Source organism: Paraburkholderia sp. NPDC080076, from assembly GCF_050281145.1.
Classification (GTDB): domain Bacteria; phylum Pseudomonadota; class Gammaproteobacteria; order Burkholderiales; family Burkholderiaceae; genus Paraburkholderia.
The window spans coordinates 11,501-35,000 of record NZ_JBNNWQ010000003.1 but is presented as its reverse complement, the minus strand read 5'-3'; the positions used below and the strand labels follow the sequence as shown (position 1 = coordinate 35,000).

The window sequence follows — 23,500 nt, the reverse complement described above, 5'->3', positions numbered from 1 at the left end:
CTCCACACCTGCTCGCTTCATGACCGAACTGAAAAATCTCGACCTGAGTCAAGACGCCAACGCCCGCCGTGTCGTCAAAGACGAAACGGTCAGCGTCGAATTCGCCGCCGCCGAAGGCGAACTGATGAGCCTCGAAGGCCCCAACCGCTATGTGCGCGGCGACGCGCTGATCACGGGCTCGACGGGCGACCGCTGGGTCGTTTCGCGCGAACGCTTCGACGCCAAATACGTTCCCGCCGATGCCGCCGTCTCCCACGGCGAAGCCGGCGCGTACCGCAACCGCCCCGCCGTCGTGCTGGCCAAACAGATGCATGAAGCGTTCACGCTCGCGCGCTCGGCAAACGGCGGCGACGTGCTGCGCGGCGCCGCCGGCGACTGGGTCATGCAATACGCGCCGGGCGACTACGGCGTGGTGCAAGCCGCCCGCTTCGCGAAGGTCTACCGGCTCGCCGATTGAGCCGTATCCGCCAGTGCATTAAGCGAACGCGTCGCCGAGATCCACGGTGACATCGCGCGGCACCGCTTCGCCGTTCGCATACTGCTCCTCGAGCGAACCGATGCTCGCTTCGACATACGCGCGCAACACCGCGAAACTGCGGCCGCGCAGCCGTGCCGGCAGCGCGCGATAACGCGCCAACGCGGCCGGCGCGATCACCACGGTCATCACGATACGGCGCGCGGTCGCGCCGAAACGCATCGCCACCCAGTGAATCGCCAGCGTCGGCGTGCCGTCTTCCGCGGCGCGCTGGATGAACTGTGTCTGCTCGGGAAAGAGATCGCTGATGACGCGCGCCAGCTCCTCGAACTCGGGATTGGCGCAGTCGTATTGGTAAGCTTCTTCCATTGAAGTGTGCCGAAAGGGTGGCCTCGAAAAGAGGCCGATTGTAGAGAACGGTCGACAGTTCAAAGTGACATGCGCATCATGCGGCGCCGTCAAGTGCGGCCGTCATGCGGGCACCGCGGGACGCCTGAACGCCCGGAACAGCAACCCCGTCACGATCACCGCTCCCACGGCATACACGGCGTCCACCGCGGCGAGCGGCACGAGTTGCGCCTGGAACAACGCGGCGGGCACATCCACCAGCGCATGCAGCGCAATCGCGAGCGGCAGGATGCCGCGCCAGCCGGCTCGCAGGCCACGCCACATCAACACCGACAAGCCGATCTGGAACACCAGCGCGGCCACGCGTTCGAGCGCGAAAATGCCGGCGGTCTGCGGCGTCAGGCTGGCGAGAATCAGGTGGATGCGCATCACCGCATCGGTCGGCAGATTGCTCAGATAGCCGTCCAGTTCGCCGCGGTTTTCGAAGACCGCGAACAGGATCCATTGAATCTGCACCAGCACGCCGACGAGCCACGCTTCGGCGCCACCGTGGCCAAGGCCGTAGGTCAGCGCGGTGCCGTCGTTCGTTCCCGCCGCGAGCGATGTCGAGCCCGACTTCGCCGCCGCGCGCTTGAGCAACAGCCGCATGCCGATGAACCGCCCCACTTCCTCGCAAATACCCGCGGCCAGCGCGCCGTACACCACGAAGGCGAGCGGATTCGACAGGAAGCTCGCGGTCGCTTCGTTCCGATGCAGCACGTAGTCGTTCAGCGCGCGCTCGATCACCATGGCGAACAGCGCGAATACGGCGATGCCGGTGATGGCGTCACGCGGCTTGAGCGCGAGCGGACGGCGCAGACGGCGGTAGATCAGAAAGGGTAATGCGGCGACGAGCAGCGTCGCGACGGCGAGGCTCGAGAGGGTAAGCGGTGCAACAACCATGAGTTTCCTTGCGATGTCCGGCGCGCACCCGCTGCGCGCCGCAGCCCGAATGATCGCAGATCGGCGAGAATTCAGCGCAAAGTGGAGGCGCGGACGATCAATTCGCCCGGCAAAAGGCAGTCGCGCGCGGTGGTCTGAACGCCTTCGATGCGTTCGTGCAGGAACTCGACCGCGCGGTAGCCGATCTCGTAAGTCGGCTGACGGATCGTGGTGACGCCGGTCAATTCGGCCCATTCGGGGTCGTCGATGGAAAGCAGCGCGACGCGGGCTTGCCAGTCGGCGCCGTAGCGCGCTTTCAGATGCAACGCGAGACACAGCGCGACAGGCGCGTTGGCCGCGAACAAGGCGACGCGCGCGGCGTTGCCCGTGGCGCCGGCGTCGCGCGTGTGGGCGGCCGCGTCGATCGCGCGGTCCAGTTCGGCGAGGCTGCGCTCGACGTCGACGGCATCCGCGAGATTCAGCACTAGCGTGTGACCGCGTGCGGCGCCGTTCCCACCCTGCTCGCTCATCGCCTCACGAAAAGCCGCTTCGCGCAATTGCCGCGAGCTCACCTGCTCGAAAGGCTGAACGACGAACCAGATATCGTCGAAACCATTGTCCAGCAGATGCCGCGTACCGAGTTCGGCCGCCGCCCGGTTGTCGAGACCGACCATATCCGCGACGAGCCCATCCACCGAACGGTCCACCAGCACCGCCGGAATCCCGCCGCCGCCCACCGGTCGCAGCGTCTCCTCGCGCACGCCGAGCGCGTTGACGATCACGCCTTCCACGCGGTACGTGGTGAGCAGTTGCAGATAGCGCCGCTCCATCTCGACTTCGTTCGCCGCATGGCAGATCAGCGGCATCAGGCCGAGCGCGTGGCATGCCGCTTCCACGCCTTGCAACACTTCGACCGTGTAGGGATTCGTCAGGTCGGCGAGCAGCATGCCGATCAGGCGGTTGCGGCCACGCTTGAGGCCGCGCGCCATCTGGTTGGGCTGATAGTCGAGGCGCGCGATCGCGGCCTCGATACGCGCGCGCAGTTCGGGCGACAGCACGCTCATCTCGCCGTTCAGATAGCGCGAAATGCTGGTCTTGCCCGTGCCGGCTTCGCGCGCGACGTCGGTGATGGTCGCGCGGCGCGGCGTGGCCTGCGGCGTCGTGCTCATCGGCTGCTCGTGGATTGGCTCATCAATCGGCTCATCAATCGGCTCACTGAGCGCCTCACTTGGCGAGAACGTCGCGGTTGACGATATTGCTGGTCAGCGTGCCGTCGAGCGCGGCGACCAGGTTCTCCGCCGCATTGCGCGCCATCGCGTGACGGGTTTCAAGCGTCGCCGAACCGATATGCGGCAACGCGACCACATTCGCGAGTTTCAGCAGCGGCGAGTCGGCCGGCAGCGGTTCGGTCTCGAACACGTCGAGACCGGCGCCGTGGATCGTGCCGTTCCGCAGCGCTTCAATCAGAGCCTTTTCGTCGACGGTCGCGCCGCGCGAGGCGTTGATCAGGATCGCGCTCTTCTTCATCGACTTCAACTCAGCCGCGCCGATCATGTGCTTTGTCTCCGGCGTCAAAGGCACTTGCAGGCAAACGAAGTCAGACACGGCGAGCAGTTCCGCCAACTCGACGCGCCGCGCGCCGTACATCTCTTCGGCCTGCGGGTTCGCGCTGCGATTGGTGTACAGCACCTTCATGTTGAAGCCGAGCGCCGCGCGCCGCGCCACCGCGCCGCCGATCCGTCCGAGCCCGACGATACCGAGCGTCTTGCCCTGCACGTCGACGCCGAACTGAGCCGGGCCGATGCTGTGCTGCCAATGCCTCGCCTTCACCCACTCGGCGAGTTCGACCACGCGCCGTGCCGACGCGAGGATCAGCGAGAACACCGTGTCCGCGGTGGACTCGGTCAGCACGTCCGGCGTGTGCGCGAGCACGATGCCGCGGCGCGTGAGGTCGGCCACGTCGAACTGGTCGAAGCCAACGGAGATAGTTGAGAGCGCCTTGAGCCGCGTCGCGCCTTCGAGCATCGCCGGCGTGATTTTCACGCTCGAACCGATGCCGCCGTCCGCATCTTTCAACGCGGCCACGAACGTGTCGTGCTGCGTGGCGTCGACCTGCACGACTTGCGCATGCTGTTGCAGATACGCGAGCACATCTTCGGGCAGCGACTTCCAGGCGACGATCTTCTTCATCAGCTTATTTTCCTTGCAACGGGGTGGCGAGCGGCGGGCGCGTTGTTCTGCGCTTGCGGCTGCGGTTTGACGATCAGCGTCAGAATCACGGCGGCGATCAGCGCCACGCTCATGAACGCATACGACGCCGCGGGCGAACCGGTCGCGCCGTTCAGATAGCCGACCACATACGAGCCGACGAACGAACCGAGCGCGCCCATGCTGTTGATCAGCGCCATCGCGCCGCCCGCGACGTTCTTCGGCAGCAGTTCCGGCACGATCGCGAAGAACGGGCCATACGGCGCGTACATCGCGGCGCCGGCGATCACCAGCAATGCGTACGAGAGCCAGAAATGCGTGGAGCCGAGCGCGTACGAAGCCGCGAACGCCACCGCGCCGACCAGCAGGAACGGCCACACGAATACTTTACGGCGATTGAGTTTATCCGATGCCCACGAAGCTGCAAGCATCGCGATGGTCGCGGCGAGGTAAGGCAGCGCCGAGAGCCAGCCGGTTTCGACCATGCCGAGCGTCGAACCGTTCTTCAGGATCGACGGCAGCCACAGCACGAAACCATACACGCCGATGCTCCAGCAGAAATACTGCGCGCACAGCTTGATCACCGCGGGCGTTTTGAACGCGTCGCTATAGTTGCGCACCGGTTTGATCGCGGCCTGCTCGGCGCGCAGCGTTTCGGCGAGGTCGTCCTTTTGCTGCTGCGTGAGCCACGACACCTGCTGCGGCTTGTCCTGCACGATGAACCACCAGCACACGGCCCAGAGAATCGCGGGCGCGCCTTCTGCGATGAACATGTGACGCCAGCCGAACGAGTGCACCAGATAGCCCGACACCACCGACATCCACAGCACCGTCACCGGATTGCCGAGAATCAGAAAGGTGTTGGCGCGCGAACGCTCGCTCTTGGTGAACCAGTTGCTGATGAAAATCAGCATGGCCGGCATCACCGCGGCTTCAACCACGCCGAGCACGAAGCGGATCACCATCAGCGACGGGATATTGCTGACCATGCCGGTGAGCGACGCGCAACCGCCCCACAGAATCAGACTCCAGAACACGAGCTTCTTGACGCTGCGGCGTTCCGCGTAGATCGCACCGGGAATCTGGAAGAAGAAGTAGCCGAGGAAGAACAGCGCGCCGATCAGCGACGACAGTCCCTTGCTGATGCCGAGATCCTGGTTGATGCCGGCGGCCGACGCGAAACCGAAGTTGGCGCGGTCCAGATAAGCGAGGCTGTAGGTGATGAATACGATCGGCATGATCGTCCACCAACGGCGAATCGCAAGCGATGAGGTCATGGGGTGTCTCCTTGGACGGCTTCCCGAAACAATGATGAACGGTCATGGGGCGCTCTGTTCGAGCGCTCTTGCTGTTATCGAGGCAGCTTGACGGAACGCGGCCGGTTGCGGACCTCGCTCGCGGATCTTCAGGCCGCGGCCGCGATGGACGGCGCACCGGCCGCTTCCAGCGCGTCGAGTTCGGCACGGCTCGGCAGTCCTTCCGAATCGCCGATCACCTGAATCGCCAGCGCGCCGATGCGGTTGCCGCGCGCCACGGCTTGCGGCAGCGATTTGCCTTCGAGCAGCGCGCTCACCACGCCGACCGCGAAACCATCGCCCGCGCCGACCGTGTCCACGACATTCGCGACCGGCTGGCCGGCGATCACGGCGGCATCGTCAGCGGTGCGGAAGTACGCGCCCTGCGCGCCGAGCTTGATGATCACGCCGCGCGCGCCTTGATCCAGATAGAACTTCGCGATGTCCTCCGGCTGCGTGTAGCCGGTCAGAATCTCGCCTTCGCCGATGCCGGGCAGCACCCAGTCGGCCAGCGCGGCGAGCGCGTTCAGGCCTTCGACCATCGCGGCGCGCGACGGCCACAGCGTCGGACGCAGGTTCGGGTCGAAGGAAATCGTCTTACCGGCGGCACGCATTTCGCGCGCCAGATGGAACGCGAGTTCGCGCGAGGTCGCCGAAATCGCGGGCGCCACGCCGGTCAGATGCAGATGACGCGCCGGCAGCACATAGTCCGCCGAGTAGTCGGCCAGTGACAGATGGCTCGCCGCCGAACCCTTGCGGAAATACTCGATCGCCGGGTCGCTGCCGTCGTCGTTTTTCGACTTGAGCTGGAAGCCGGTCGGATAGCGCTCGTCGGTCGTCACGCAGCCCTGGTCGATGCCCTCTTTCGTCAACGTGTCGCGTACGTACTGGCCGAACGAATCGTTGCCGACGCGGCTCATCCAGCCCACTTTGAAGCCGAGGCGCGACAGACCGATCGCCACGTTCAGATCGGCGCCGGCGACGCGCTTCGTGAACTGCCCGACCCCCGCGAGCGGGCCGGTTTCGGCGGCCACGAACATGGCCATAGCTTCGCCGTAGGTGATGACATCGAGTGCTGCGCTTGTCTTGCTCATGCTTCGCTCCTGCGTAATCTCTCTTGCTGCCTGTTTTGCGAGTTTTGCGTGGATGCTTGCCGCTTACCGTTCGCCGCGTGCTGCTTGCCGCGTGCTGTCTCCGGTGTCGCTGCCTTCTCTCAGGTCCTGCTGCCGCTCACGCGACGGCCAGCCATGCGACGTAATGCGCCGCGTCCGTGTCGACACGGCTCGTATCGAACGGAAACTCGATGCCGCGCGGCACATGACGCGGCAGCTTGTCGAGCACCGCGGCGAACTGCGTATCGTCGGCGGCCGGGGCGGCGGGAAAGCGTCGTGCGCCCTCGCCCATCGTCGTCTTGCAATGGATGTATTCCACATGCGCCGCCAGCGGCGCGGCGGCCTCGAGCGGCGCGACCTCGCGCCAGGCCCAGTTGCCGATGTCGAAGGTCATGCCGAGCACGTCGGCGTGACCTTCGCGCGCCAACGCGTCGAACAGGCCGGTGAACTGCGCGAGCGAACCGCCCTCGGCCAATTGCCCGTTTTCGACGACGAGCCGCAATTGCGCGCAGCGCAGGTGATCGGCGATCACAGTGGCATTGGCGTCGGCGGCGAAACCGCCGAGCTGCAACTTGACGAAGCGCGCGCCGAGCGCAAGCGCCTCTTCGATCGAGAGGCGCAACGCGTCCGCATCGAGCTTGCCCTGCGCCGTGTACAGCGCAGCCGGCGTGGAGTATACGGACCACAAGCCCAGTTCCGCGATCTGCTTGCCGAGCGCGCGCAGGTTGTGCGGAGCGGCGTCGGTTTCGTCGGCGAACAGTTCGCGGCGCACTTCGAAACCCGCCGCGCCGGCCTGTTTGCTCGCTCGCGCCCACTTCAGATGACCGTCCGTGCGGACCGCTTCCATCCCGAATGCGCTTGCGACGATCACCACGTCCACTGCGTCAGCCATGTCGAATTTACTCAAATCTGTTTCTTGATCGGCATTTGGAACCGGTTCCAAACACACTTCGAAAAAAAGCGCCGAGGCGCTTGCGATGCCCGAATAGTCGCCGAGGCCGCCGACATGCACCATAGTGGAAATCCCCAGGCGCGGTTGGCACGGCGCTCGGACCTCGAGCCTCAAGGTCCCTCGGCTAGACACAGTGCGAGAAACTGCTCCACTACCCGCGATGGCGCGCTCGCATGGGGCACCAGGATCGACAGCCGCCGCGTGAGCGGCTCCGGGCTGAGCGACAGCAGGCACAGCGCGCGGTCCTCGTGCCGCATCGACATCGCCGACACGAAGCCGATGCCCATACCCGCCCGCACCGCTTCCTTCACGCCTTCGACGCCGGCAATCTCCAGCGCCACGCGCATCGGCACACCCGCCCGCGCAAACGCCCGCTCGACGATCTGCCGCACGCCCGAGCCTGCCTCGCGCAACACCAGTGGATGCTCGCCGAAGGCCGCCAGGTCTGCGGGGCCGCCGTCGCCCAACTGCGCCAACGGATGCGAGCGCGGCATGATCGCGACGATCTCGTCTTCGCGCCACGCATGCACCGCCGTGTCTGGCGGCAGATCCACGCCGACCGGCCCCTCGATCATCGCGATGTCCACCGAATCCAGCGCACCGACGATCTCCGTGGTGTTGCCGTCAGCGGTATGCAATGTGACGTCCGGATAGCGGCGATGGAAGTCGGCGATCAGATACGGCAACAAATAGCTTGCGGGCGTGGTGCTCGCGCCGATCCGCAAGGTGCCCTGCTCCAGGCCGCGCAAGGCGTCGCGGTACGCATGCGCCTGCCGCCAGGTGTCGCGCAGCCGCGTGGCGTAGCTGGCGAGTTGCTCGCCGGCAGGCGTGAGGCGCACGCCACGGCCGTCGCGCTGATACAGCGGCTCGCCGAATTCGTCCTGCAACTGCCGCAACTGGCCGGACACGGCGGGCTGCGACAAATGCAGCGCCACAGCCGCCCGGCTGATATTGCGATGCTCGGCGACTGCAGCGAACGTTATAAGTTGGTCTGGGGTCATGACGGTCAAAGTATCAGCTCAGGCGATACCTTACATTCTAAATCATGATTTTTCATATCGATATATCTAATTTAGGATTAGCCCATCGAATCTTAGTCAGTCACAGAAAAGGGCTGTTCCATGTCCACCGCTCATCTCACCGCCGCCAGTACGACGCCTGCCGGGTTTTCCACCCGCGGGCAGCTCAACGGCATTCTGTTCGTCGCGCTGTTTGCCGCTGCCGTCACGCGCATCGCCGCGATTCCCGCCATTGCCGGACTGGGCTTGAGCCCGCTGATCGTCGGCATCGTGGCCGGCGCCATTTACGGCAACGCGCTGCGCGACGGCATGCCCGCCAGTTGGGCTGCCGGCGTCAATTTTTCGGCGCGCAAGCTGTTGCGCATCGCCGTGGCCTTTTTCGGGCTGCGCGTGAGCCTGCAGGAAATCGCTCAGGTCGGCGTGCCCGGCCTCGCGGAATCCGTCCTGATCGTGGTCAGCACCCTCGTGATCGGTACGTGGGCCGGCATGAAAATCATGAAGCTCGACCGCGACACCGCCTTGCTGACCGCCGCGGGCAGCGCGATCTGCGGTGCCGCCGCCGTGCTCGCCTTCGAGTCGACGCTGCAATCGAAGCCGCACAAAAGCGCGATGGCCGTGGGCAGCGTGGTGCTGTTCGGCACGCTCTCGATGTTCCTTTACCCGGTTCTGTTCAAGGCAGGCTGGCTGCATCTGGACACGGTCGGCGCGGGCCTCTTTTTCGGCGGCACGATCCATGAAGTGGCGCAGGTGGTCGGTGCGGCCAGCAATGTGAGCCCGGAAGCGACGCATATCGCCACCATCGTCAAGATGACCCGCGTGATGTTGCTGGTGCCGGTGCTGCTGGTGGTCGGCATGTGGGTGAACCGCTCGGCGCGCCGCGATTCAGCTGCGGGCGGCATGGACGGCGCCCACGGCAACGCGCCGCGCAAGCTGGCGATTCCCTGGTTCGCGCTCGGCTTCCTCGCCTTCGTCGTGATCAACTCGCTGCATGTGCTGCCGGAAAGCGCGACCAGCACGCTCAACATGCTGGACACCTTCGCGCTGACCATGGCCATGACCGCGCTCGGCATCGAAACACGCATTTCGCAAATCCGTCAGGCCGGCCCTCGCGCACTGACCACGGGCTTCATCCTGTATGTGTGGCTGATTGCCGGCGGACTGGGTATTACATGGACCGTCCAGCACCTGTTCGGCTAAGCCGCCCTCGCCTTCACACCCACCCCGCCGCGTGCGGGGTTTTGCGCATTCTGGAGACCCATCCGTCGCGCTCGCGCGGCATACTGGTTGCTGGCGTCGTCAGCTCATGCAGCATGCTTGCGCGGCCCGCTTCTGCGCGCCGTCTTTGCGTCTGTGTCAATGCAACCGGAATGAGGATCGATCGATGAGCCTGGAACTTTACTATTGGGATGGCCTGCAAGGCCGCGGCGAATTCGTGCGGCTCGCCCTGGAGGAAGCGGGCGCCGACTACGTGGAAGTAGCGCGCGGCGAACGGTCGGAGGGTCTCGGCACGAACGCGATGATGTCGGTGATGAAGAGCAAGGACGAGCCGTATCCGCCGTTCGCGCCGCCGTTTCTGAAGGACGGCGACCTGGTGATCGCGCAGACCGCCAACATCCTGTTCTACCTCGGTCCGCGGCTGAACCTTGCGCCCACGGTGGAGAGCCTGCGCTATGTAGGCAACGGCCTGCAGCTGACCATCGCCGACATGGTCACCGAAGCGCACGACACGCACCATCCGCTCGCCAGCGCGCTTTACTACGAAGACCAGAAAGACGCCGCCAAAGTGCGCGCGCACGACTTCATCGACAACCGCATTCCGAAATTCATGTCGTACTTCGAGCGCGTGCTCAAACAGAATCCCGCCGGCGATCAGTTCATGGTGGGCGACGCGCTCACTTACGTCGACCTGTCGATGTTCCAGCTGATCGACGGCTTGCTGTATGCGTTTCCGCGCGCGCTCAAGCGTTTCGGCGAACACTACCCGCGGCTCGCCGCCTTGCACGACGCGGTGATCGAGCGGCCCAACATCGCCGCGTATCTGCAGTCCGAGCGGCGCATCGAACACAACGAGGCCTGCATCTTCCGGCACTACCCTGAACTCGACAAGGCGGCGACTTGAGCCACGCCTTCTTCCCTCGCTCACTCACCGTCTCGCGCCCGCCGTCCAAAGCGGGCGCGATGCTGTTGCCGTGCGCGCTTATCCACCCGCTTTCACGCCCCGTACCGACGACGTGCTTTCATTCCTGCTGAAGCTGCGCACCCGCGCCCAAGATCTGTTCCGTCTCTCCGAAGCCCACACGATGCTGATCTGGTCGGTCGTCGTCGGCGTCGCGGGCGCCTTCGCGACGATCGCCTTTCGCGAGGGCATTGCGCTCCTGCAATTCGCGGTGGTCGGCAAGTCCGGCAGCTTCGTCGAAATGGCGCGCGGTTTGCCGTGGACCGTGCGGATCTGGCTGCCCGCGGCGGGCGGCCTGATCGCCGGCTTCTTTCTGCTGATCGCGCAGCGTCACGCGGACAAATGCAATCACGTCGACTACATGGAAGCGGTCGCGATCGGCGACGGCGTGGTGCCGGTGAAGCTGAGCTTGTGGCGCAGCGTGTCGTCGCTGTTCACGATCTCGAGCGGCGGGTCGATCGGCCGTGAAGGTCCGATGGTGCAACTGGCGGCGCTCGCCGCGTCGCTGATCGGACGCTGGGTGCATTTCGATCCGTCGCGGCTGCGTCTGCTGGTGGCGTGCGGCGCGGCGGCCGGGATCACTTCCGCGTACAGCGCGCCGATCGCGGGCGCGTTTTTCGTCACCGAGATCGTGCTCGGCTCGATCGCAATGGAAAGCTTCGGGCCCGTGGTGGTCTCGGCGGTGGTGGCCAACATCACCATGCGTGAATTCGCCGGCTACAAGCCGCCGTACGAAATGCCGGTGTTTCCGCCGGTCGCCGGCGTCGAAGTGCTGCTGTTCGTCGCGCTCGGCGTGCTGTGCGGCGCGGCGGCTCCGCAGTTTCTGCGGCTGCTCGACGTGTCGAAGAAAAGCTTTCGCAAGCTGCCGGTGCCGCTGCCCGTGAGGCTCGCGCTCGGCGGTCTCGTGGTCGGCATTCTGTCGGTCTGGACACCCGAGGTGTGGGGCAACGGCTACAGCGTCGTCAACTCGGTTCTGCATTCGCCGTGGACGTGGACCGCGCTCGTCCTCGTGCTGGTGTTCAAGCTCGTCGCCACGGCGGCCACGGCGGGCTCCGGCGCGGTCGGCGGGGTGTTCACGCCGACGCTGTTCGTCGGCGCGGTGGTCGGCTCGCTGTTCGGCCAGGGCATGCACGCGCTGTGGCCGCACGGCACGTCGGCGCCGTTCGCCTATGCGATGGTCGGCATGGGCGCGTTTCTGGCAGGCGCCACGCAGGCGCCGCTGATGGCGATCCTGATGATCTTCGAGATGACGCTCAGCTATCAGGTCGTCCTGCCGCTGATGCTCTCCTGCGTGGTCGCCTATTTCGTCTCGCGCGCGATCGGCAAGACCTCCATGTATGAAATCACCTTGCGCCGCAATCACGAGGAACAGGAGCGCTCGCGCCTGCGCGCCACGCAGATGCGCGAGCTGATCCGTCCCGCCGAAACCGTCGTGCCGCCCAACGCGAGCGTGCAGGACATGACGCGCGTGTTCCTCGAATATCCGGTGAAGTATCTCTATGTGGCCAATGAGTCCGGCGCGTTTCTCGGCGTGGTCGCGCTCAAGGACATCACCTCCGATCTGCTCGACGGCAGCGACACGTCGGCGAAGACCGCGGCGGATTATCTACAGCCGCATTTCGACGTGCTCACGCCGGACATGCCGCTCGGCGTGGCGTTGCAGCACTTCCTCGCGTTTCAGGGCGAACGGCTGCCGGTGATCGAAAGCGCCGCGCATCCGACGCTCGCCGGCGTGGTCTATAAAACCTCGCTGCTCGACGCGTATTTCCGCATGAATCCGACGCGTTAGTCGCCACGCACAACTCGCCTTCGCGCAGCGCCCGCGCTGCCTTTGGCGCGCGTGCAAAGCGCGCCAGATTTTCTACAATGGACAGACCGCTGCGGCGAACGCCGACAGCGCGCGTTACGCCAAAACGGGCGCACCGAGACGCCCGTCCTTCGATCGGAGCGAAGATGAGCGAACCGTCCCCCGATGCCGTGCGCCGTGATCAGGCGGGCTGGATTTTCCTGCACCTTGAAGGCGAGCCGTACGATCGCGGCGAGCAACACGGCCAGTTGCTCGCCGGCGAAATCCGCAACGCGATCCACACCGCCCGCTATCTCGCGAAGTGGGACACCGGCGAAGACTTCGAGACCTTCGTCAACGCCGCCGTCTCCCAGTTCGCCAACAAGCTCGACACCGAATTCGCCGACGAAATCCAGGGCATCGCCGACGGCGCGCAACTGCCGTTCGCCGAAGTGCTGGCGTGGAACGGCTACATGGATCTGCTGCAAAGCTGGTGGCCGACCCACGCGTCGCAGAAGCAGCCGAACCTCGGCGTGAAGCCGTGGCGCGGACGGCGCGGGCATCATTGCAGCGCGTTCATCGCCACCGGCCGCGCGACCCGCGACGGCCGCATCGTGATGGCGCATAACTCGTGGGACCGCTACGCCGCCGGCGACGCGTTCAACGTGATCTTCGACATCGTGCCGGACCAGGGCAATCGCATCCTCATGCAAGGCTTGCCCGGCTGCATTTCCAGCCTTACCGATTTCTGGGTCACCGCCGCCGGGCTGATGGTGACGGAAACCACCATCTCCAACTTCGTCGGCTACAACGCGGCCGGCGCGCCCGAGTTCTATCGTTCGCGGCGCGCGTCGCAGTACGCGAACAGCATCGGCGAATGGTGCGAAATGTTCGCCATCGCCAACAACGGCGGCTATGCGAATAGCTGGCTGCTTGGCGACGCCAAGACCGGCGAGATCGCGCGCTACGAACTGGGCCTGCACTTCTCCGGATTCGAGAGCACCAAGGACGGTTTCTACAGCGGCTATAACACCGCGACCGACCTGAAGATCCGCAATCAGGAATGCCTCGGCGAAGGCGAGGACTATACGGACGTGCGTAAGAACGGCGCGCGGCGCCTGCGCTTCATGCAGCTCGAAGAAATGCATCACGGCAAGATCGACGTGGAACTGGCCAAGGAGATGATCGCCGATCATCACGACGTCTACCTCGACCGCAACGACAACCCCTGCTCGCGCACCATCTGCGGGCATCTGGAACTGGACGACGCGCGCTTTGGCGGCACCGATCACGGACCGTTCAATCCGTGGGGCGCCAACGACGGCAAAGTGGTCGACAGCGAAATGGCGCGCGAGATGGCGTTCAGCGCGCGCTGGGGACATCCGTGCGGGCGGCCGTTCGACGCGCAGGCGTTCATGAAGCGGCATCCGCAGTGGAACTGGCTGAACGGTTATATGCGCGACCGGCCGTCGTGGCCGTGGACGCGCTTCGACATATTGCGTTAGAACGGCGTCCGCCGCACTGCAACATGCCGTAGTACGACCGTTCGCGACGGCGCTGCTGCGTTGTTGCCGGCTTTCTGCCATTATCTGAAATCTACAATACCGTTTTGCCGCAAATGTGCGCGCCCTGCAGAGTTTGCGCATCTAAGATGGAAGATGCGAGTTAGCCGCCCACTGCGACACCTCGGCAACACCGCGTGTAGCATGCGCCGTCCTTTCGACGCGGGGACGGCACAGCGCTTGCTCAACTGTCAGCGCCGCATGAGCTTAGGAGGTCGGGCGATGAAAACCTCGACACTGTTGACCATGGTGACGCTGTCAGCCTCGTGTTTTGCCGCGCCGGTTCACACCGCGCCGGACGGCACGAACGCCAATAGTCTTGCCGAACGCGCCAACGCAGCACCCGTCGCCCCCGCGGCGCCGGACGTCGCCGCCACGGACGATAATCGTCCGCAACAATGGCAACATATCGCGCTGCCCAAATCGCGGCATCTCGATCGAAGCTTTACCGGACAGAACGAGCATTTGCAGACCTGACGCCGGCATGCGCAGATGTACGCGCCGGTTGTATGCGTGAGACTTCGTGGCCCTGAAACGGCGACGATGGCGAGCGCGGCTGTGCACTTTCTAAAGCGATAAGTAACGGGTCGCGCAGGCTGTGGCTCCTCATTCAGCGGCAACACTCACGTCCCCAGTTCCCATCACGTCCAACCGTATCAACAGGAGCGCTTGCATGAACGCATCGGCTATTCCCGGCGAATCGATTGACCTGCAAATCACCGACCTTCTGAGCGAAGTCCAGTTTCCGACCTACAAGGACGCGCTGGTCGACGCCGCGCGCGAAGCCGGCGCGAGCAACGAAGTGCTGTCGATGCTCGACGGCTTGCCGGAACAGGATTACGCCGACGTGGCTTCGGTGACGCGCCTCATCAGCGGCAATTACGGTCCGGGGCTCGGTGCATGAGCGAGGAACCGGCTTCATCGCCGACTGGTTCGCCCCCGCCGTCCCTTCCGCTTTCGCTTTCGTCAGGGCAGAAGCGCGGTTCCGACTGGATTTATCGCTCGCCGCAGACGGCCGGTGTGAGCGGAATCGAACGGATCGAGGCTTTCTTTCATCAGGCCGGCTACGCGATGCACCGGCACGATACCTATGCGATCGGCCGCACGCTGGCCGGGGTGCAGAGCTTTCGCTATCGCGGCAGCACCCGCAACAGCTTGCCGGGCGGCACGATGGTGCTGCATCCTGACGAACCGCACGACGGCCAGGCCGGCACCGGCGACGGTTTTCACTACCGCATGATCTATGTCGATCCGGCGCTGTTCCAGCAGGCGCTCGACGGCAAGCCGCTGCCGTTCCTGGAAGGCGGCCTGTCGAACGATCCGCGCCTGTTCGCCGCCACCGAGAGCCTGTTGCGCGCGATGGACAGCGCCATCGACCCGCTCGAACAGGACAGCGCGCTCTACGATCTGGCCGTCGCACTCGACACCGTGGCAGGCGCGCCCGATACACCACGTCCGGTGGATTACCGCGCGGCGACGCTGGCGCGCGACTACCTGCTTGCGTCGCTCGATCGCGCCGTCACGCTCGACGAACTCGCCGCCGCCGCGGGCCGCGACCGCTGGAGTCTGTCGCGCGATTTTCGCGCGCTGTTCGGCACCAGTCCGCATCGCTATCTGACCATGCGGCGTCTCGATCTCGTGCGGCAACTGGTGCTCAAGGGTGTGTCGCTCGCCGACGCCTCGGCGGCAAGCGGCTTTGCCGATCAGAGTCACATGACGCGGCACTTCAAGCACGCCTGGGGCGTCGCGCCGGCGCAGTGGCTGAAGATGCTCGGCTCGCCGGCGCCCGGCGCGCGCTGAGCGAAGGCGCGCCGGATCGTACCGCGCCGCACAAGCGCGCACAAACGTTCAAGACCCGGCTCCGGCTTGCGCCGTACGCTCCTGCCTGACACAACCGCTCAGGAGGAGCACTGCGATGTCCGACGCACAGATCACTCAACGGCCGTATCAGGCCATCAACTTCGCCGAAAAACTGCGGCTCTTCAACGACCAGTGGCAAGCACGCGTGGTCGCTGAAATGAACGACTATCAGTTCAAGCTGGTGCGAATCGAAGGGGATTTCATCTGGCACGAGCACGCCGATACCGATGAAACCTTCATCGTGCTCGACGGGCAATTGCGCATCGACCTGCGCGATGGTTTCGTGCTGATTTCGGCGGGAGAGATGTTCGTGGTGCCGAAGGGCACCGAGCACAAACCGTACGCCGAACGCGAGGTGAAGCTGCTGCTGATCGAGCCGCGCGGTGTGAAGAATACCGGCGAGGAAGTCAGCGAACGGACGGCGGCGAACGACGTGTGGATTTAGGCAATCAATCTCGCAGTTCGCCGCGGCGTCGGCCGGCACGTGGCTCATCTACGAGATTCGTCCGCGCGGCTCGCGCACGTAATAAATGTCCCATTTGCTTTCGCCGGTTTTGACGAAGCCGTGGCGGCGATAAAAACGGTTCGAGTCGCTGTCGCGCAGCGCGCCTACTTTGATCGGCAGCGATTTCGAATCCGCCTGCGCGAACAGTTCGGCTAGTACCGCTTGCCCGATTCCCCTGCCTTGCTGCGTGGGGACGATGTAGAGATGGTCCAGCACGAGGTGATCGGCCAGGGACCTGAACAGCACGAATCCGGCTTGCGCGCCGTCGATCAGAATGAACCGGCAAAACGCCGGATCGAACGATGCAACGAAGCGCTCGCGAGCGCGCACCGCATCGAAGCGGCCAACACGCTCCAGGCTTTCCCGCATCGCCGCGATGCGGATGTGCACGAGCGTGTCGATGTCGGCGAACGTCGTGCCGGCGAAACTCAGGTTCATGCGGTTCGGCTCTCCGGGTAGTCTTATCGTTATCGAACTCGTGCGGCTGCACGAGCCTCGAATCGAAGAAGATAACCCAGTCGCGCACGTCTCAGCCGAAAACCCTAACGCCGCACCTCACACGCCAACGCCCCTCGCGCGCCAAATCAAAACGGCGACGACGCCGCGATCCGCGAGCGCGCGGACTTGTGCGAAGGACGTGCCGCGTCGGCGGCCAATTCCGGCAGCGACAGGTCGTCCATGTCCGCAACAACCTTTGCCGACTCGGTCACGGAACGCGCCGGCGCCACGGTACGCGGATCGCGCGCCTGCCGGCCCGGCTGCTGGAAATACTCGACGAGGTGATCGATGAAAGTGCGCACCTTCGCCGGCAAATGCAGGCGGCTCGGATAGGCGATCGTGATTTCGATCTGCGGCAAACGGTAGTCGCGCAGCAGCGGCACGAGTCGCCCGGACGCCAGGTCACGGCCGATCAGATAGCTCGGCAGGATCGCCACGCCCATGCCCAGCAGCGCGAACTGCCTGAGCATCTCGGTATTGTTCGCGACGATCGCATTCGTGGGGCGCACGCGGACTTCGCCGTTCGGCCCGGTGAACACACGCTCCTCGCCACCCTGTTCGGCCGGCCGGCTCAGGCACGGATGCGAGAGCAGATGCTCGGGCCGGGTCGGCGTGCCGTGCTGCGCCAGGTAGGCAGGCGTCGCGCAAACCGTCAAGTAACCGGTGGTCAGCCGCCGTGTGACGATGCTCGCGCTGCGCATGTGCCGCGCCACCAGAATGCCGACGTCGAAGCCCTCTTCCACCAGATCGACATGGCGATCCGCGAGCGTGACATCGGGCACGACATCCGGATAACGCGCGGCATAAGACTGCACCACGGGCGCGAGGCTGTGCAGCCCGAACACCACCGGCGCGACGATGCGCAAAGTGCCGACCGGCTCGTGATTGCGCGCCACCACCATCTGCTCCACGCCTTCGAGGTCATCGAGAATGTGGCGCACGCGCTCCAGATACGTCGTGCCGGACTCCGTCAGCGACAGGCGGCGCGTGGTGCGATTGAGCAGGCGCGTGCCGAGGCGCGCTTCCAGATCGGCGACATGGCGTGTGACGACCGCGGTGGAAAGGTCCAGCGCGCCGGCCGCGCCAACGAAACTGCCGAGGTCGGCCACTTTGACGAATACGCGCATCGACTGCAATTGGTTCATTGGACGACTCCTGCCTCGGTAAAGCCGGGCCGGCGCACCCCTCGCGCCTGTGTCGACCCGTGCGGCAAGGCGCGCGCGGGTTTGCCCAACGATCCGATTGTATCGACCCGATCATGTCCCAACCCTGACCTGAACATGACAATCCGGACAGGTTTGCGAGGCGTTCACGTCACCTTCGCGGACTTATGGCGGGTTTTATTGCGAGCATTATTGCGAATTTTGACTAGGTATAAACCCTAGTACTCTGGTAACATAGCGCCCGAAAGTAATCAATCGCTATCGCTATGACACACCGTTTTCAGCTTTTCGAAAAAATCGCGTTCTCGCTGGTCTGCTGGTCCGCCGCCGCCTGTTCGGCCTTCATCGCTTACGAACGCTGCCCCGACATCAAGGTGGTCCTGCACGTGGGCAAAGAAGTGCTGCGCTACAGCGGTCAGTATTCGTACGTGTGCGCGACGCCGGTTGCCGACGCCTGCACCCAGTTGCCGACCAACTGATCGCGCGTTTCAACGCGCTTACGCGTCGCGCCCGAACACCACGCGCGCGAAAAATCCCGCCAGCACCGTTTCAGCCATCTCCGCCGGGACGTTCTGCGGGTCGACCGTGTAGAAAAACTGCACGCCGTCGCACAACCCCATCAAGCCGATCGCCAGCGTCTCCGGCGGCATCAGCATCGGCGTGCCGACTCGCGCCGAAAACTCGCGAATATACGCGCTCATTTGCTCGAGCTTCTCGTGCACGAATGCGTTAAAGCGGATCCGGAAGCGGCCGTCGCGCACCGCGAGCAGCTTCGCCTCCACCCACAGCAGGAAACACTTGTTCTCGCGATGCAGGTTGCTGTAGTAGCGCAGCACGCGCTCCTCCGCTTCCTCACGCGATGCCGCGCTTGCGAAAATGGCCTGCAGCCCCGCCTGCATGATCTCGTGGTCGCGCCGCAGTAGTTCGAGAAACAACTCGCTCTTGCTGCGGAAGTTCGAATAGAACGCGCCACGCGTATAGCCCGCCGCCCCGGCGATGTCCTCGACACTCGCCGCGACAAAGCCTTTCTTCATAAAAATCGCTTGCGCAGCGTCGAGCAGACGCTCGCGCGTCTGGTCCTTGCTCTGCTCGCGTGTCAGTCGTTGCCGTTTCATGGGCGCAAGTCTAGCACTGAAAAGAATTCCAATTCACCCCAACATTCAAATACAGGTGTGTATTAGAATGCACATCGTCATTCTGAATCAGTCGCGTATGCCAATTGCATGAACGGCCGGCGCGTCTTCGCTGGCGGGCCGCTGCGGCTTGCCCTGTTCGTTCGCTGTCTCGAGTTGGGGTAATTGTGAAGCGTCCCGGTCTTCCCGCATCGTTCGCGCTGCGTCCGCAGTCCCATCGGTATCGTCATCGCGCGCGCCTGCGCCGCGCCGCATTCGTGCTGGTTCTGGCCGGCGTCGTCACGCTGGCCGCGTGTTCGAAGAAAGAAGCCGCGGCGCCCGAGCCGCGTCCGGTGGTGGCCGTCGCCGTGCATGCGGACGGCAGCGCCACGCAGGCGGCGTCCTTGCCCGGCGAGGTGCAGGCGCGCTATTCGACGCCGCTGTCGTTTCGCGTCGGCGGCAAGATCGTCGAGCGGCGCGTGCGTCTCGGCGATGTCGTGAAGAACGGGCAGATCGTCGCCCGCCTCGATCCGGCTGATCAACAGAAGAACGCCGCGAGCGCGCAGGCGCAGCTCGCCGCCGCGCAGCACGCGCTCGTGTATGCGAAGCAGCAGCTCGATCGCGATCAGGCGCAGGCCAAGGAAAATCTGATCGCGCCCGCGCAACTCGAACAGACCACCAATGCGTATGCATCCGCCGTCGCGCAGCGCGATCAGGCCGCGCAGCAGGCCGCGTTGTCGAAAGATCAGTTGCAATACACCACGCTCGCCGCCGATCACGCCGGCGTGATTACCGCCGAACAGGCCGACACCGGCCAGAACGTCTCCGCGGGCCAGGCCGTCTACAACCTCGCGTGGAGCGGCGACATCGACGTGGTGTGCGACGTGCCGGAAAGCGCGCTCGCCGCGCTCTCGGTCGGGCAAACCGCCAATGTCACGCTCGCCGCGCTGCCGGGACGCAAGTTCAGCGCGCGCGTGCGCGAACTGTCGCCCGCCGCCGACCCGCAAAGCCGCACCTATCGAGCCAAACTCACGCTCGAGAATCCCGGCCCGGACGTGCGCCTCGGCATGACCGCGGATATCGAACTCGCCGCGCAAGCTAATGCCTCGGCTACTCAGCACGGCTCGTTCACCGTGCCCGCCACCGCGCTGTTCCACGACGGCACGCAACCCGCCGTGTGGATCGTGCGCGCCGCGGATAACGCGCTGGAACTGCGCCGCGTGACCGTGACGCGTTACAACGAACGCACCATCGTGATCGGCCACGGCCTCAAGGACGGCGAACGCGTCGTGCTGCAAGGCGTGCATACGGTGACCGCCGGCGAAAAAGTCCGCGCGATCGCACCGCTGCATCCCGAGGACTTCGCTTCATGAGCACCACGCATGAAGAAGGACGCTTCAACCTGTCCGCATGGGCGCTGCGCCACCAGGCGCTGGTCGTTTTCCTGATCGCGCTCGCGACCGTCTTCGGCATCCTCGCCTATACGCGTCTCGCGCAATCCGAAGACCCGCCCTTCACGTTCCGCGTGATGGTGATCCGCACCTTCTGGCCCGGCGCCACCGCGCGCCAGATGCAGGAACAGGTCACGGACCGCATCGGCCGCAAATTGCAGGAGACGCCCGCCATCGATTTCGTGCGCAGCTACTCGCGCCCCGGCGAATCGCTGATGTTCTTCTCCATGAAGGACTCGGCGCCGGTCAAGGACGTGCCCGAGACCTGGTATCAGGTGCGCAAGAAAGTCGGCGACATTGCGGCGACGCTGCCGCAAGGTATTCAAGGCCCGTTCTTCAACGACGAATTCGGCGACGTCTACACCAACATCTACACGCTCGAAGGCGACGGCTTTTCTCCCGCGCAACTGCACGACTACGCGGACCAGTTGCGCACGGTGTTGCTGCGCGTGCCGGGCGTCGGCAAGGTCGATTATTTCGGCGACCCGGATCAGCACATCTACATCGAGATCGCCAACACGCAACTCACGCGCCTCGGGATCTCGCCGCAGCAGCTCGGCCAGGCCATCAATTCGCAGAACAGCGTGTCGCAGGCCGGCACGCTGACCACCACCGACGACCGCGTGTTCGTGCGCCCCACCGGCCAGTTCAAGGACGTCGACGCGCTTGCCGACACGCTGATCCGCATCAACAACCGTTCGTTTCGTCTCGGCGATATCGCCACGATCAAACGCGGCTACGACGATCCGGTTGTCACGCAGATGCGGGCGGGCGGTAAGGCCGTGCTCGGCATCGGCGTGACCATGCAGCCGGGCGGCGACGTGATCCGCCTCGGCAAGGCGCTCGATCAGCAGATGGTGCAGTTGCGAAGGGCGCTGCCCGCCGGCTTGCAGTTAGTCGAAGTGTCGAGCATGCCGGACGCGGTCGCGCGTTCGGTCGACGACTTCCTCGAAGCCGTCGCCGAAGCGGTGGCGATCGTGCTGGTGGTGAGCCTGGTTTCGCTCGGCGTGCGCACCGGCATGGTGGTCGTGATTTCGATCCCGGTGGTGCTCGCCGTCACCGCGCTGTGCATGTATCTGTTCGATATCGGCCTGCACAAGGTGTCGCTCGGCACGCTGGTGCTCGCCTTGGGACTGCTCGTCGACGACGCGATCATCGCGGTCGAGATGATGTCGGTAAAGCTGGAGCAAGGCTGGAACCGCACGCGCGCGGCGGCCTATGCGTACACCAGCACCGCGTTTCCAATGCTGACCGGCACGCTCGTCACCGTCTCCGGCTTTCTGCCAATCGCGTTGGCCAAGTCGAGCACCGGCGAATACACGCGCTCGATTTTCGAAGTGTCGGCGATCGCGCTGATCGCCTCGTGGCTCGCCGCGGTGGTGCTGATTCCGCTGCTCGGCTATCACCTGCTGCCCGAGCGCAAACGCGAGGCGCACGAAGCGCATCTGCCCGACGATCACGAGCACGACATTTACGACACGCGTTTTTACCGGCGCCTGCGCGGCTGGGTCGGCTGGTGTATCGAGCGGCGCTTCGTCGTGCTGGCGATCACTGTCGTGCTGTTCGTGCTGGCCATGGCCGGCTTCACGCTGGTGCCGCAACAGTTCTTCCCGAGTTCGGACCGTCCCGAGTTGCTGGTGGACGTGCGCCTGCCCGAAGGCGCATCGTTCGAAGCCACGTTGCGCCAGGCCCAGCGGCTCGAAAAAGTCCTGGTGGGCCGCCCGGAAATCGATCATACGGTCGACTTCGTCGGTACCGGTGCGCCGCGTTTCTATCTGCCGCTCGATCAGCAATTGCCGCAACCCAATTTCGCGCAGTTCGTGATCACGGCGAAGTCGGTGAAGGATCGCGAAAAACTCGCGCAATGGCTCGAACCGGAATTGCGCAACAACTTTCCGGCGATTCGCACGCGTTTGTCGCGCCTGGAGAATGGGCCGCCCGTCGGCTATCCGGTGCAGTTCCGCGTGAGCGGCGACGATATCGCCACCGTGCGGTCGATCGCCGATCGCGTAGCCGCGACCATGCGTGCGGACCGCGGCACCAGCAACGTCCAGTTCGATTGGGACGAACCCGCCGAGCGCTCGGTGCGTTTCGAAGTCGATCAGAAAAAAGCGCGCGAACTCGGCGTGAGCTCCGACGACATTTCGAGCTTCCTTGCGATGACGCTCTCCGGCTACACCGTCACGCAGTACCGCGAACGCGACAAACTGATCAACGTCGATCTGCGCGCGCCGAAGGCCGAACGCGTCGACCCCGCGCAGCTCGTCACGCTGGCCATGCCAACGCCGAACGGTCCCGTGCCGCTCGGTACGCTCGGCCATTTGCGCAACGACCTCGAATACGGCGTGATCTGGGAACGCGACCGTCAGCCGACCATCACCGTGCAGTCCGACGTCGCGCCCGGCGCGCAAGGCATCGACGTCACGCATGCGGTGGACAAAGCGCTGAGCCAGATTCGCGCTACGCTGCCGGTCGGCTACCGGATCGAAATCGGCGGCTCGGTCGAGGAAAGCGGCAAAGGCCAGACGTCGATCAATGCGCAGATGCCGATCATGATCATCGCCGTGCTCACGCTGTTGATGGTCCAGTTGCAAAGCTTCGCGCGCGTGCTGATGGTCGTGCTGACCGCGCCGCTCGGGCTGATCGGCGTGGTGCTCACGCTGCTGCTGTTCGGCCAGCCGTTCGGGTTTGTCGCGATGCTCGGCGTGATCGCGATGTTCGGCATCATCATGCGCAACTCGGTGATTCTGGTCGATCAGATCGAGCAGGACATTGCCGCGGGGCATAAGCGCTTCGATGCGATCGTCGGCGCGACCGTGCGGCGGTTCCGGCCCATTACGCTGACCGCGGCGGCCGCCGTGCTCGCGCTGATTCCGCTGTTGCGCTCGAACTTTTTCGGGCCGATGGCCACCGCGCTGATGGGCGGCATTACGAGCGCCACGATCCTCACACTGTTCTATCTGCCTGCGCTGTACGCCGCGTCGTTCCGCGTGCGTGTCGATGAACGCGAGCCGCAGACGCCGTCCGCGTCCGGCGCGACGCATACGGGGAATTGAG

General features: G+C 64.7%; 22 protein-coding genes and 1 pseudogene. 12 read left to right on the top strand and 11 right to left on the bottom strand.

The window, feature by feature from the left end; all coding sequences use genetic code 11:
* The first annotated feature begins 19 nt into the window (after positions 1-19).
* Entirely contained in the window at positions 20-457 is a 438-nt protein-coding gene (locus tag ACQKRQ_RS12450) for a PGDYG domain-containing protein (protein WP_408180762.1), read from the top strand.
* Positions 458-475: 18 nt separating this feature from the next.
* Here ACQKRQ_RS12450 and ACQKRQ_RS12445 read toward each other — a convergent pair whose 3' ends face one another.
* From ACQKRQ_RS12445 to ACQKRQ_RS12410, 8 genes and pseudogenes are all read right to left on the bottom strand, one after another.
* A complete protein-coding gene (locus tag ACQKRQ_RS12445) occupies positions 476-844 on the bottom strand; it encodes a DUF3022 domain-containing protein (protein ID WP_427477222.1) in 369 nt (122 codons plus the stop codon).
* 102 nt (positions 845-946) lie between these two features.
* Complete coding sequence (locus ACQKRQ_RS12440; protein ID WP_132374224.1) at positions 947-1,765, bottom strand: YhfC family intramembrane metalloprotease; 819 nt, start codon at positions 1,763-1,765, stop codon at positions 947-949.
* Positions 1,766-1,836: 71 nt separating this feature from the next.
* Positions 1,837-2,913 carry a LacI family DNA-binding transcriptional regulator gene (locus tag ACQKRQ_RS12435; RefSeq protein ID WP_427477219.1) on the bottom strand — a complete coding sequence of 359 codons (1,077 nt, stop codon included), beginning with the start codon at positions 2,911-2,913 and terminating at the stop codon, positions 1,837-1,839.
* 55 nt (positions 2,914-2,968) lie between these two features.
* Entirely contained in the window at positions 2,969-3,934 is a 966-nt protein-coding gene (locus ACQKRQ_RS12430) for a 2-hydroxyacid dehydrogenase (RefSeq protein ID WP_427477217.1), read from the bottom strand.
* A 4-nt stretch (positions 3,935-3,938) separates the two neighbouring features.
* Positions 3,939-5,229: pseudogene (locus ACQKRQ_RS12425) on the bottom strand (MFS transporter).
* Positions 5,230-5,357: 128 nt separating this feature from the next.
* Positions 5,358-6,341: a sugar kinase gene (locus ACQKRQ_RS12420; protein WP_427477215.1), complete on the bottom strand. Its 984-nt coding sequence runs from the start codon at positions 6,339-6,341 to the stop codon at positions 5,358-5,360.
* A gap of 136 nt (positions 6,342-6,477) precedes the next feature.
* Positions 6,478-7,251 (bottom strand): sugar phosphate isomerase/epimerase family protein, encoded by a 774-nt coding sequence (locus ACQKRQ_RS12415; RefSeq protein WP_427477213.1) that lies wholly within the window; start codon positions 7,249-7,251, stop codon positions 6,478-6,480.
* Positions 7,252-7,421: 170 nt separating this feature from the next.
* Complete coding sequence (locus ACQKRQ_RS12410; protein ID WP_408180770.1) at positions 7,422-8,312, bottom strand: LysR family transcriptional regulator; 891 nt, start codon at positions 8,310-8,312, stop codon at positions 7,422-7,424.
* A gap of 120 nt (positions 8,313-8,432) precedes the next feature.
* Between ACQKRQ_RS12410 and ACQKRQ_RS12405 the strand changes: the two genes are divergently transcribed.
* The 8 genes from ACQKRQ_RS12405 (at position 8,433) to ACQKRQ_RS12370 (ending at position 16,159) form a co-directional block, all read left to right on the top strand.
* Complete coding sequence (locus tag ACQKRQ_RS12405) at positions 8,433-9,527, top strand: YeiH family protein (RefSeq protein WP_132374217.1); 1,095 nt, start codon at positions 8,433-8,435, stop codon at positions 9,525-9,527.
* Between the two features lie 184 nt (positions 9,528-9,711).
* Positions 9,712-10,449, top strand: a complete 738-nt coding sequence (locus ACQKRQ_RS12400; RefSeq protein WP_427477210.1) for a glutathione S-transferase — start codon at positions 9,712-9,714, stop codon at positions 10,447-10,449.
* A 112-nt stretch (positions 10,450-10,561) separates the two neighbouring features.
* On the top strand, positions 10,562-12,295 hold the full coding sequence (locus tag ACQKRQ_RS12395; protein WP_132376878.1) for a ClcB-like voltage-gated chloride channel protein: 1,734 nt from the start codon (positions 10,562-10,564) through the stop codon (positions 12,293-12,295).
* 164 nt (positions 12,296-12,459) lie between these two features.
* Entirely contained in the window at positions 12,460-13,797 is a 1,338-nt protein-coding gene (locus ACQKRQ_RS12390) for a C45 family autoproteolytic acyltransferase/hydolase (RefSeq protein ID WP_427477208.1), read from the top strand.
* Between the two features lie 279 nt (positions 13,798-14,076).
* Positions 14,077-14,331, top strand: a complete 255-nt coding sequence (locus ACQKRQ_RS12385) for a hypothetical protein (protein WP_132374214.1) — start codon at positions 14,077-14,079, stop codon at positions 14,329-14,331.
* A gap of 196 nt (positions 14,332-14,527) precedes the next feature.
* Positions 14,528-14,758, top strand: coding sequence for a DUF2795 domain-containing protein (locus ACQKRQ_RS12380; RefSeq protein WP_427477206.1), 231 nt, complete (start codon positions 14,528-14,530; stop codon positions 14,756-14,758).
* A complete protein-coding gene (locus ACQKRQ_RS12375) occupies positions 14,755-15,654 on the top strand; it encodes an AraC family transcriptional regulator (RefSeq protein WP_427477204.1) in 900 nt (299 codons plus the stop codon). The genes ACQKRQ_RS12380 and ACQKRQ_RS12375 overlap by 4 nt, the downstream gene beginning before the upstream one ends.
* A gap of 115 nt (positions 15,655-15,769) precedes the next feature.
* Entirely contained in the window at positions 15,770-16,159 is a 390-nt protein-coding gene (locus ACQKRQ_RS12370; RefSeq protein WP_132374212.1) for a cupin domain-containing protein, read from the top strand.
* A gap of 48 nt (positions 16,160-16,207) precedes the next feature.
* On the opposite strand, the gene ACQKRQ_RS12365 is transcribed toward ACQKRQ_RS12370, so the two are convergent.
* Together ACQKRQ_RS12365 and ACQKRQ_RS12360 are read right to left on the bottom strand one after the other, a co-directional pair.
* The gene (locus tag ACQKRQ_RS12365; protein WP_427477202.1) at positions 16,208-16,657 is read right to left on the bottom strand and encodes a GNAT family N-acetyltransferase; all 450 of its coding nucleotides are present in this window, start codon (positions 16,655-16,657) and stop codon (positions 16,208-16,210) included.
* Positions 16,658-16,803: 146 nt separating this feature from the next.
* A complete protein-coding gene (locus ACQKRQ_RS12360; protein WP_408287384.1) occupies positions 16,804-17,862 on the bottom strand; it encodes a LysR family transcriptional regulator in 1,059 nt (352 codons plus the stop codon).
* Positions 17,863-18,146: 284 nt separating this feature from the next.
* Here ACQKRQ_RS12360 and ACQKRQ_RS12355 point away from each other — a divergent pair, with 284 nt between their 5' ends.
* Positions 18,147-18,359 (top strand): hypothetical protein, encoded by a 213-nt coding sequence (locus tag ACQKRQ_RS12355; RefSeq protein WP_132374209.1) that lies wholly within the window; start codon positions 18,147-18,149, stop codon positions 18,357-18,359.
* Positions 18,360-18,377: 18 nt separating this feature from the next.
* On the opposite strand, the gene ACQKRQ_RS12350 is transcribed toward ACQKRQ_RS12355, so the two are convergent.
* Positions 18,378-18,995, bottom strand: coding sequence for a TetR/AcrR family transcriptional regulator (locus tag ACQKRQ_RS12350; RefSeq protein ID WP_132374208.1), 618 nt, complete (start codon positions 18,993-18,995; stop codon positions 18,378-18,380).
* Positions 18,996-19,213: 218 nt separating this feature from the next.
* Between ACQKRQ_RS12350 and ACQKRQ_RS12345 the strand changes: the two genes are divergently transcribed.
* Positions 19,214-20,365: an efflux RND transporter periplasmic adaptor subunit gene (locus ACQKRQ_RS12345; protein WP_427478306.1), complete on the top strand. Its 1,152-nt coding sequence runs from the start codon at positions 19,214-19,216 to the stop codon at positions 20,363-20,365.
* Positions 20,362-23,499: an efflux RND transporter permease subunit gene (locus ACQKRQ_RS12340; protein WP_427477199.1), complete on the top strand. Its 3,138-nt coding sequence runs from the start codon at positions 20,362-20,364 to the stop codon at positions 23,497-23,499. Before ACQKRQ_RS12345 ends, ACQKRQ_RS12340 begins: the two co-directional genes overlap by 4 nt.
* The last annotated feature ends 1 nt before the right edge of the window (position 23,500 follow it).

What these genes read in the sequence shown, in the direction of transcription:
- ACQKRQ_RS12360 (WP_408287384.1), bottom strand. Translation starts at nt 17,862, where the DNA reads ATGAACCAATTGCAGTCGATGCGCGTATTCGTCAAAGTGGCCGACCTC.
- ACQKRQ_RS12340 (WP_427477199.1), top strand. Translation starts at nt 20,362, where the DNA reads ATGAGCACCACGCATGAAGAAGGACGCTTCAACCTGTCCGCATGGGCG.
- ACQKRQ_RS12450 (WP_408180762.1), top strand. Translation starts at nt 20, where the DNA reads ATGACCGAACTGAAAAATCTCGACCTGAGTCAAGACGCCAACGCCCGC.
- ACQKRQ_RS12350 (WP_132374208.1), bottom strand. Translation starts at nt 18,995, where the DNA reads ATGAAACGGCAACGACTGACACGCGAGCAGAGCAAGGACCAGACGCGC.
- ACQKRQ_RS12415 (WP_427477213.1), bottom strand. Translation starts at nt 7,251, where the DNA reads ATGGCTGACGCAGTGGACGTGGTGATCGTCGCAAGCGCATTCGGGATG.
- ACQKRQ_RS12420 (WP_427477215.1), bottom strand. Translation starts at nt 6,341, where the DNA reads ATGAGCAAGACAAGCGCAGCACTCGATGTCATCACCTACGGCGAAGCT.
- ACQKRQ_RS12390 (WP_427477208.1), top strand. Translation starts at nt 12,460, where the DNA reads ATGAGCGAACCGTCCCCCGATGCCGTGCGCCGTGATCAGGCGGGCTGG.
- ACQKRQ_RS12400 (WP_427477210.1), top strand. Translation starts at nt 9,712, where the DNA reads ATGAGCCTGGAACTTTACTATTGGGATGGCCTGCAAGGCCGCGGCGAA.
- ACQKRQ_RS12355 (WP_132374209.1), top strand. Translation starts at nt 18,147, where the DNA reads ATGACACACCGTTTTCAGCTTTTCGAAAAAATCGCGTTCTCGCTGGTC.
- ACQKRQ_RS12380 (WP_427477206.1), top strand. Translation starts at nt 14,528, where the DNA reads ATGAACGCATCGGCTATTCCCGGCGAATCGATTGACCTGCAAATCACC.
- ACQKRQ_RS12445 (WP_427477222.1), bottom strand. Translation starts at nt 844, where the DNA reads ATGGAAGAAGCTTACCAATACGACTGCGCCAATCCCGAGTTCGAGGAG.
- ACQKRQ_RS12375 (WP_427477204.1), top strand. Translation starts at nt 14,755, where the DNA reads ATGAGCGAGGAACCGGCTTCATCGCCGACTGGTTCGCCCCCGCCGTCC.
- ACQKRQ_RS12385 (WP_132374214.1), top strand. Translation starts at nt 14,077, where the DNA reads ATGAAAACCTCGACACTGTTGACCATGGTGACGCTGTCAGCCTCGTGT.
- ACQKRQ_RS12435 (WP_427477219.1), bottom strand. Translation starts at nt 2,913, where the DNA reads ATGAGCACGACGCCGCAGGCCACGCCGCGCCGCGCGACCATCACCGAC.
- ACQKRQ_RS12410 (WP_408180770.1), bottom strand. Translation starts at nt 8,312, where the DNA reads ATGACCCCAGACCAACTTATAACGTTCGCTGCAGTCGCCGAGCATCGC.
- ACQKRQ_RS12440 (WP_132374224.1), bottom strand. Translation starts at nt 1,765, where the DNA reads ATGGTTGTTGCACCGCTTACCCTCTCGAGCCTCGCCGTCGCGACGCTG.
- ACQKRQ_RS12370 (WP_132374212.1), top strand. Translation starts at nt 15,770, where the DNA reads ATGTCCGACGCACAGATCACTCAACGGCCGTATCAGGCCATCAACTTC.
- ACQKRQ_RS12430 (WP_427477217.1), bottom strand. Translation starts at nt 3,934, where the DNA reads ATGAAGAAGATCGTCGCCTGGAAGTCGCTGCCCGAAGATGTGCTCGCG.
- ACQKRQ_RS12405 (WP_132374217.1), top strand. Translation starts at nt 8,433, where the DNA reads ATGTCCACCGCTCATCTCACCGCCGCCAGTACGACGCCTGCCGGGTTT.
- ACQKRQ_RS12365 (WP_427477202.1), bottom strand. Translation starts at nt 16,657, where the DNA reads ATGAACCTGAGTTTCGCCGGCACGACGTTCGCCGACATCGACACGCTC.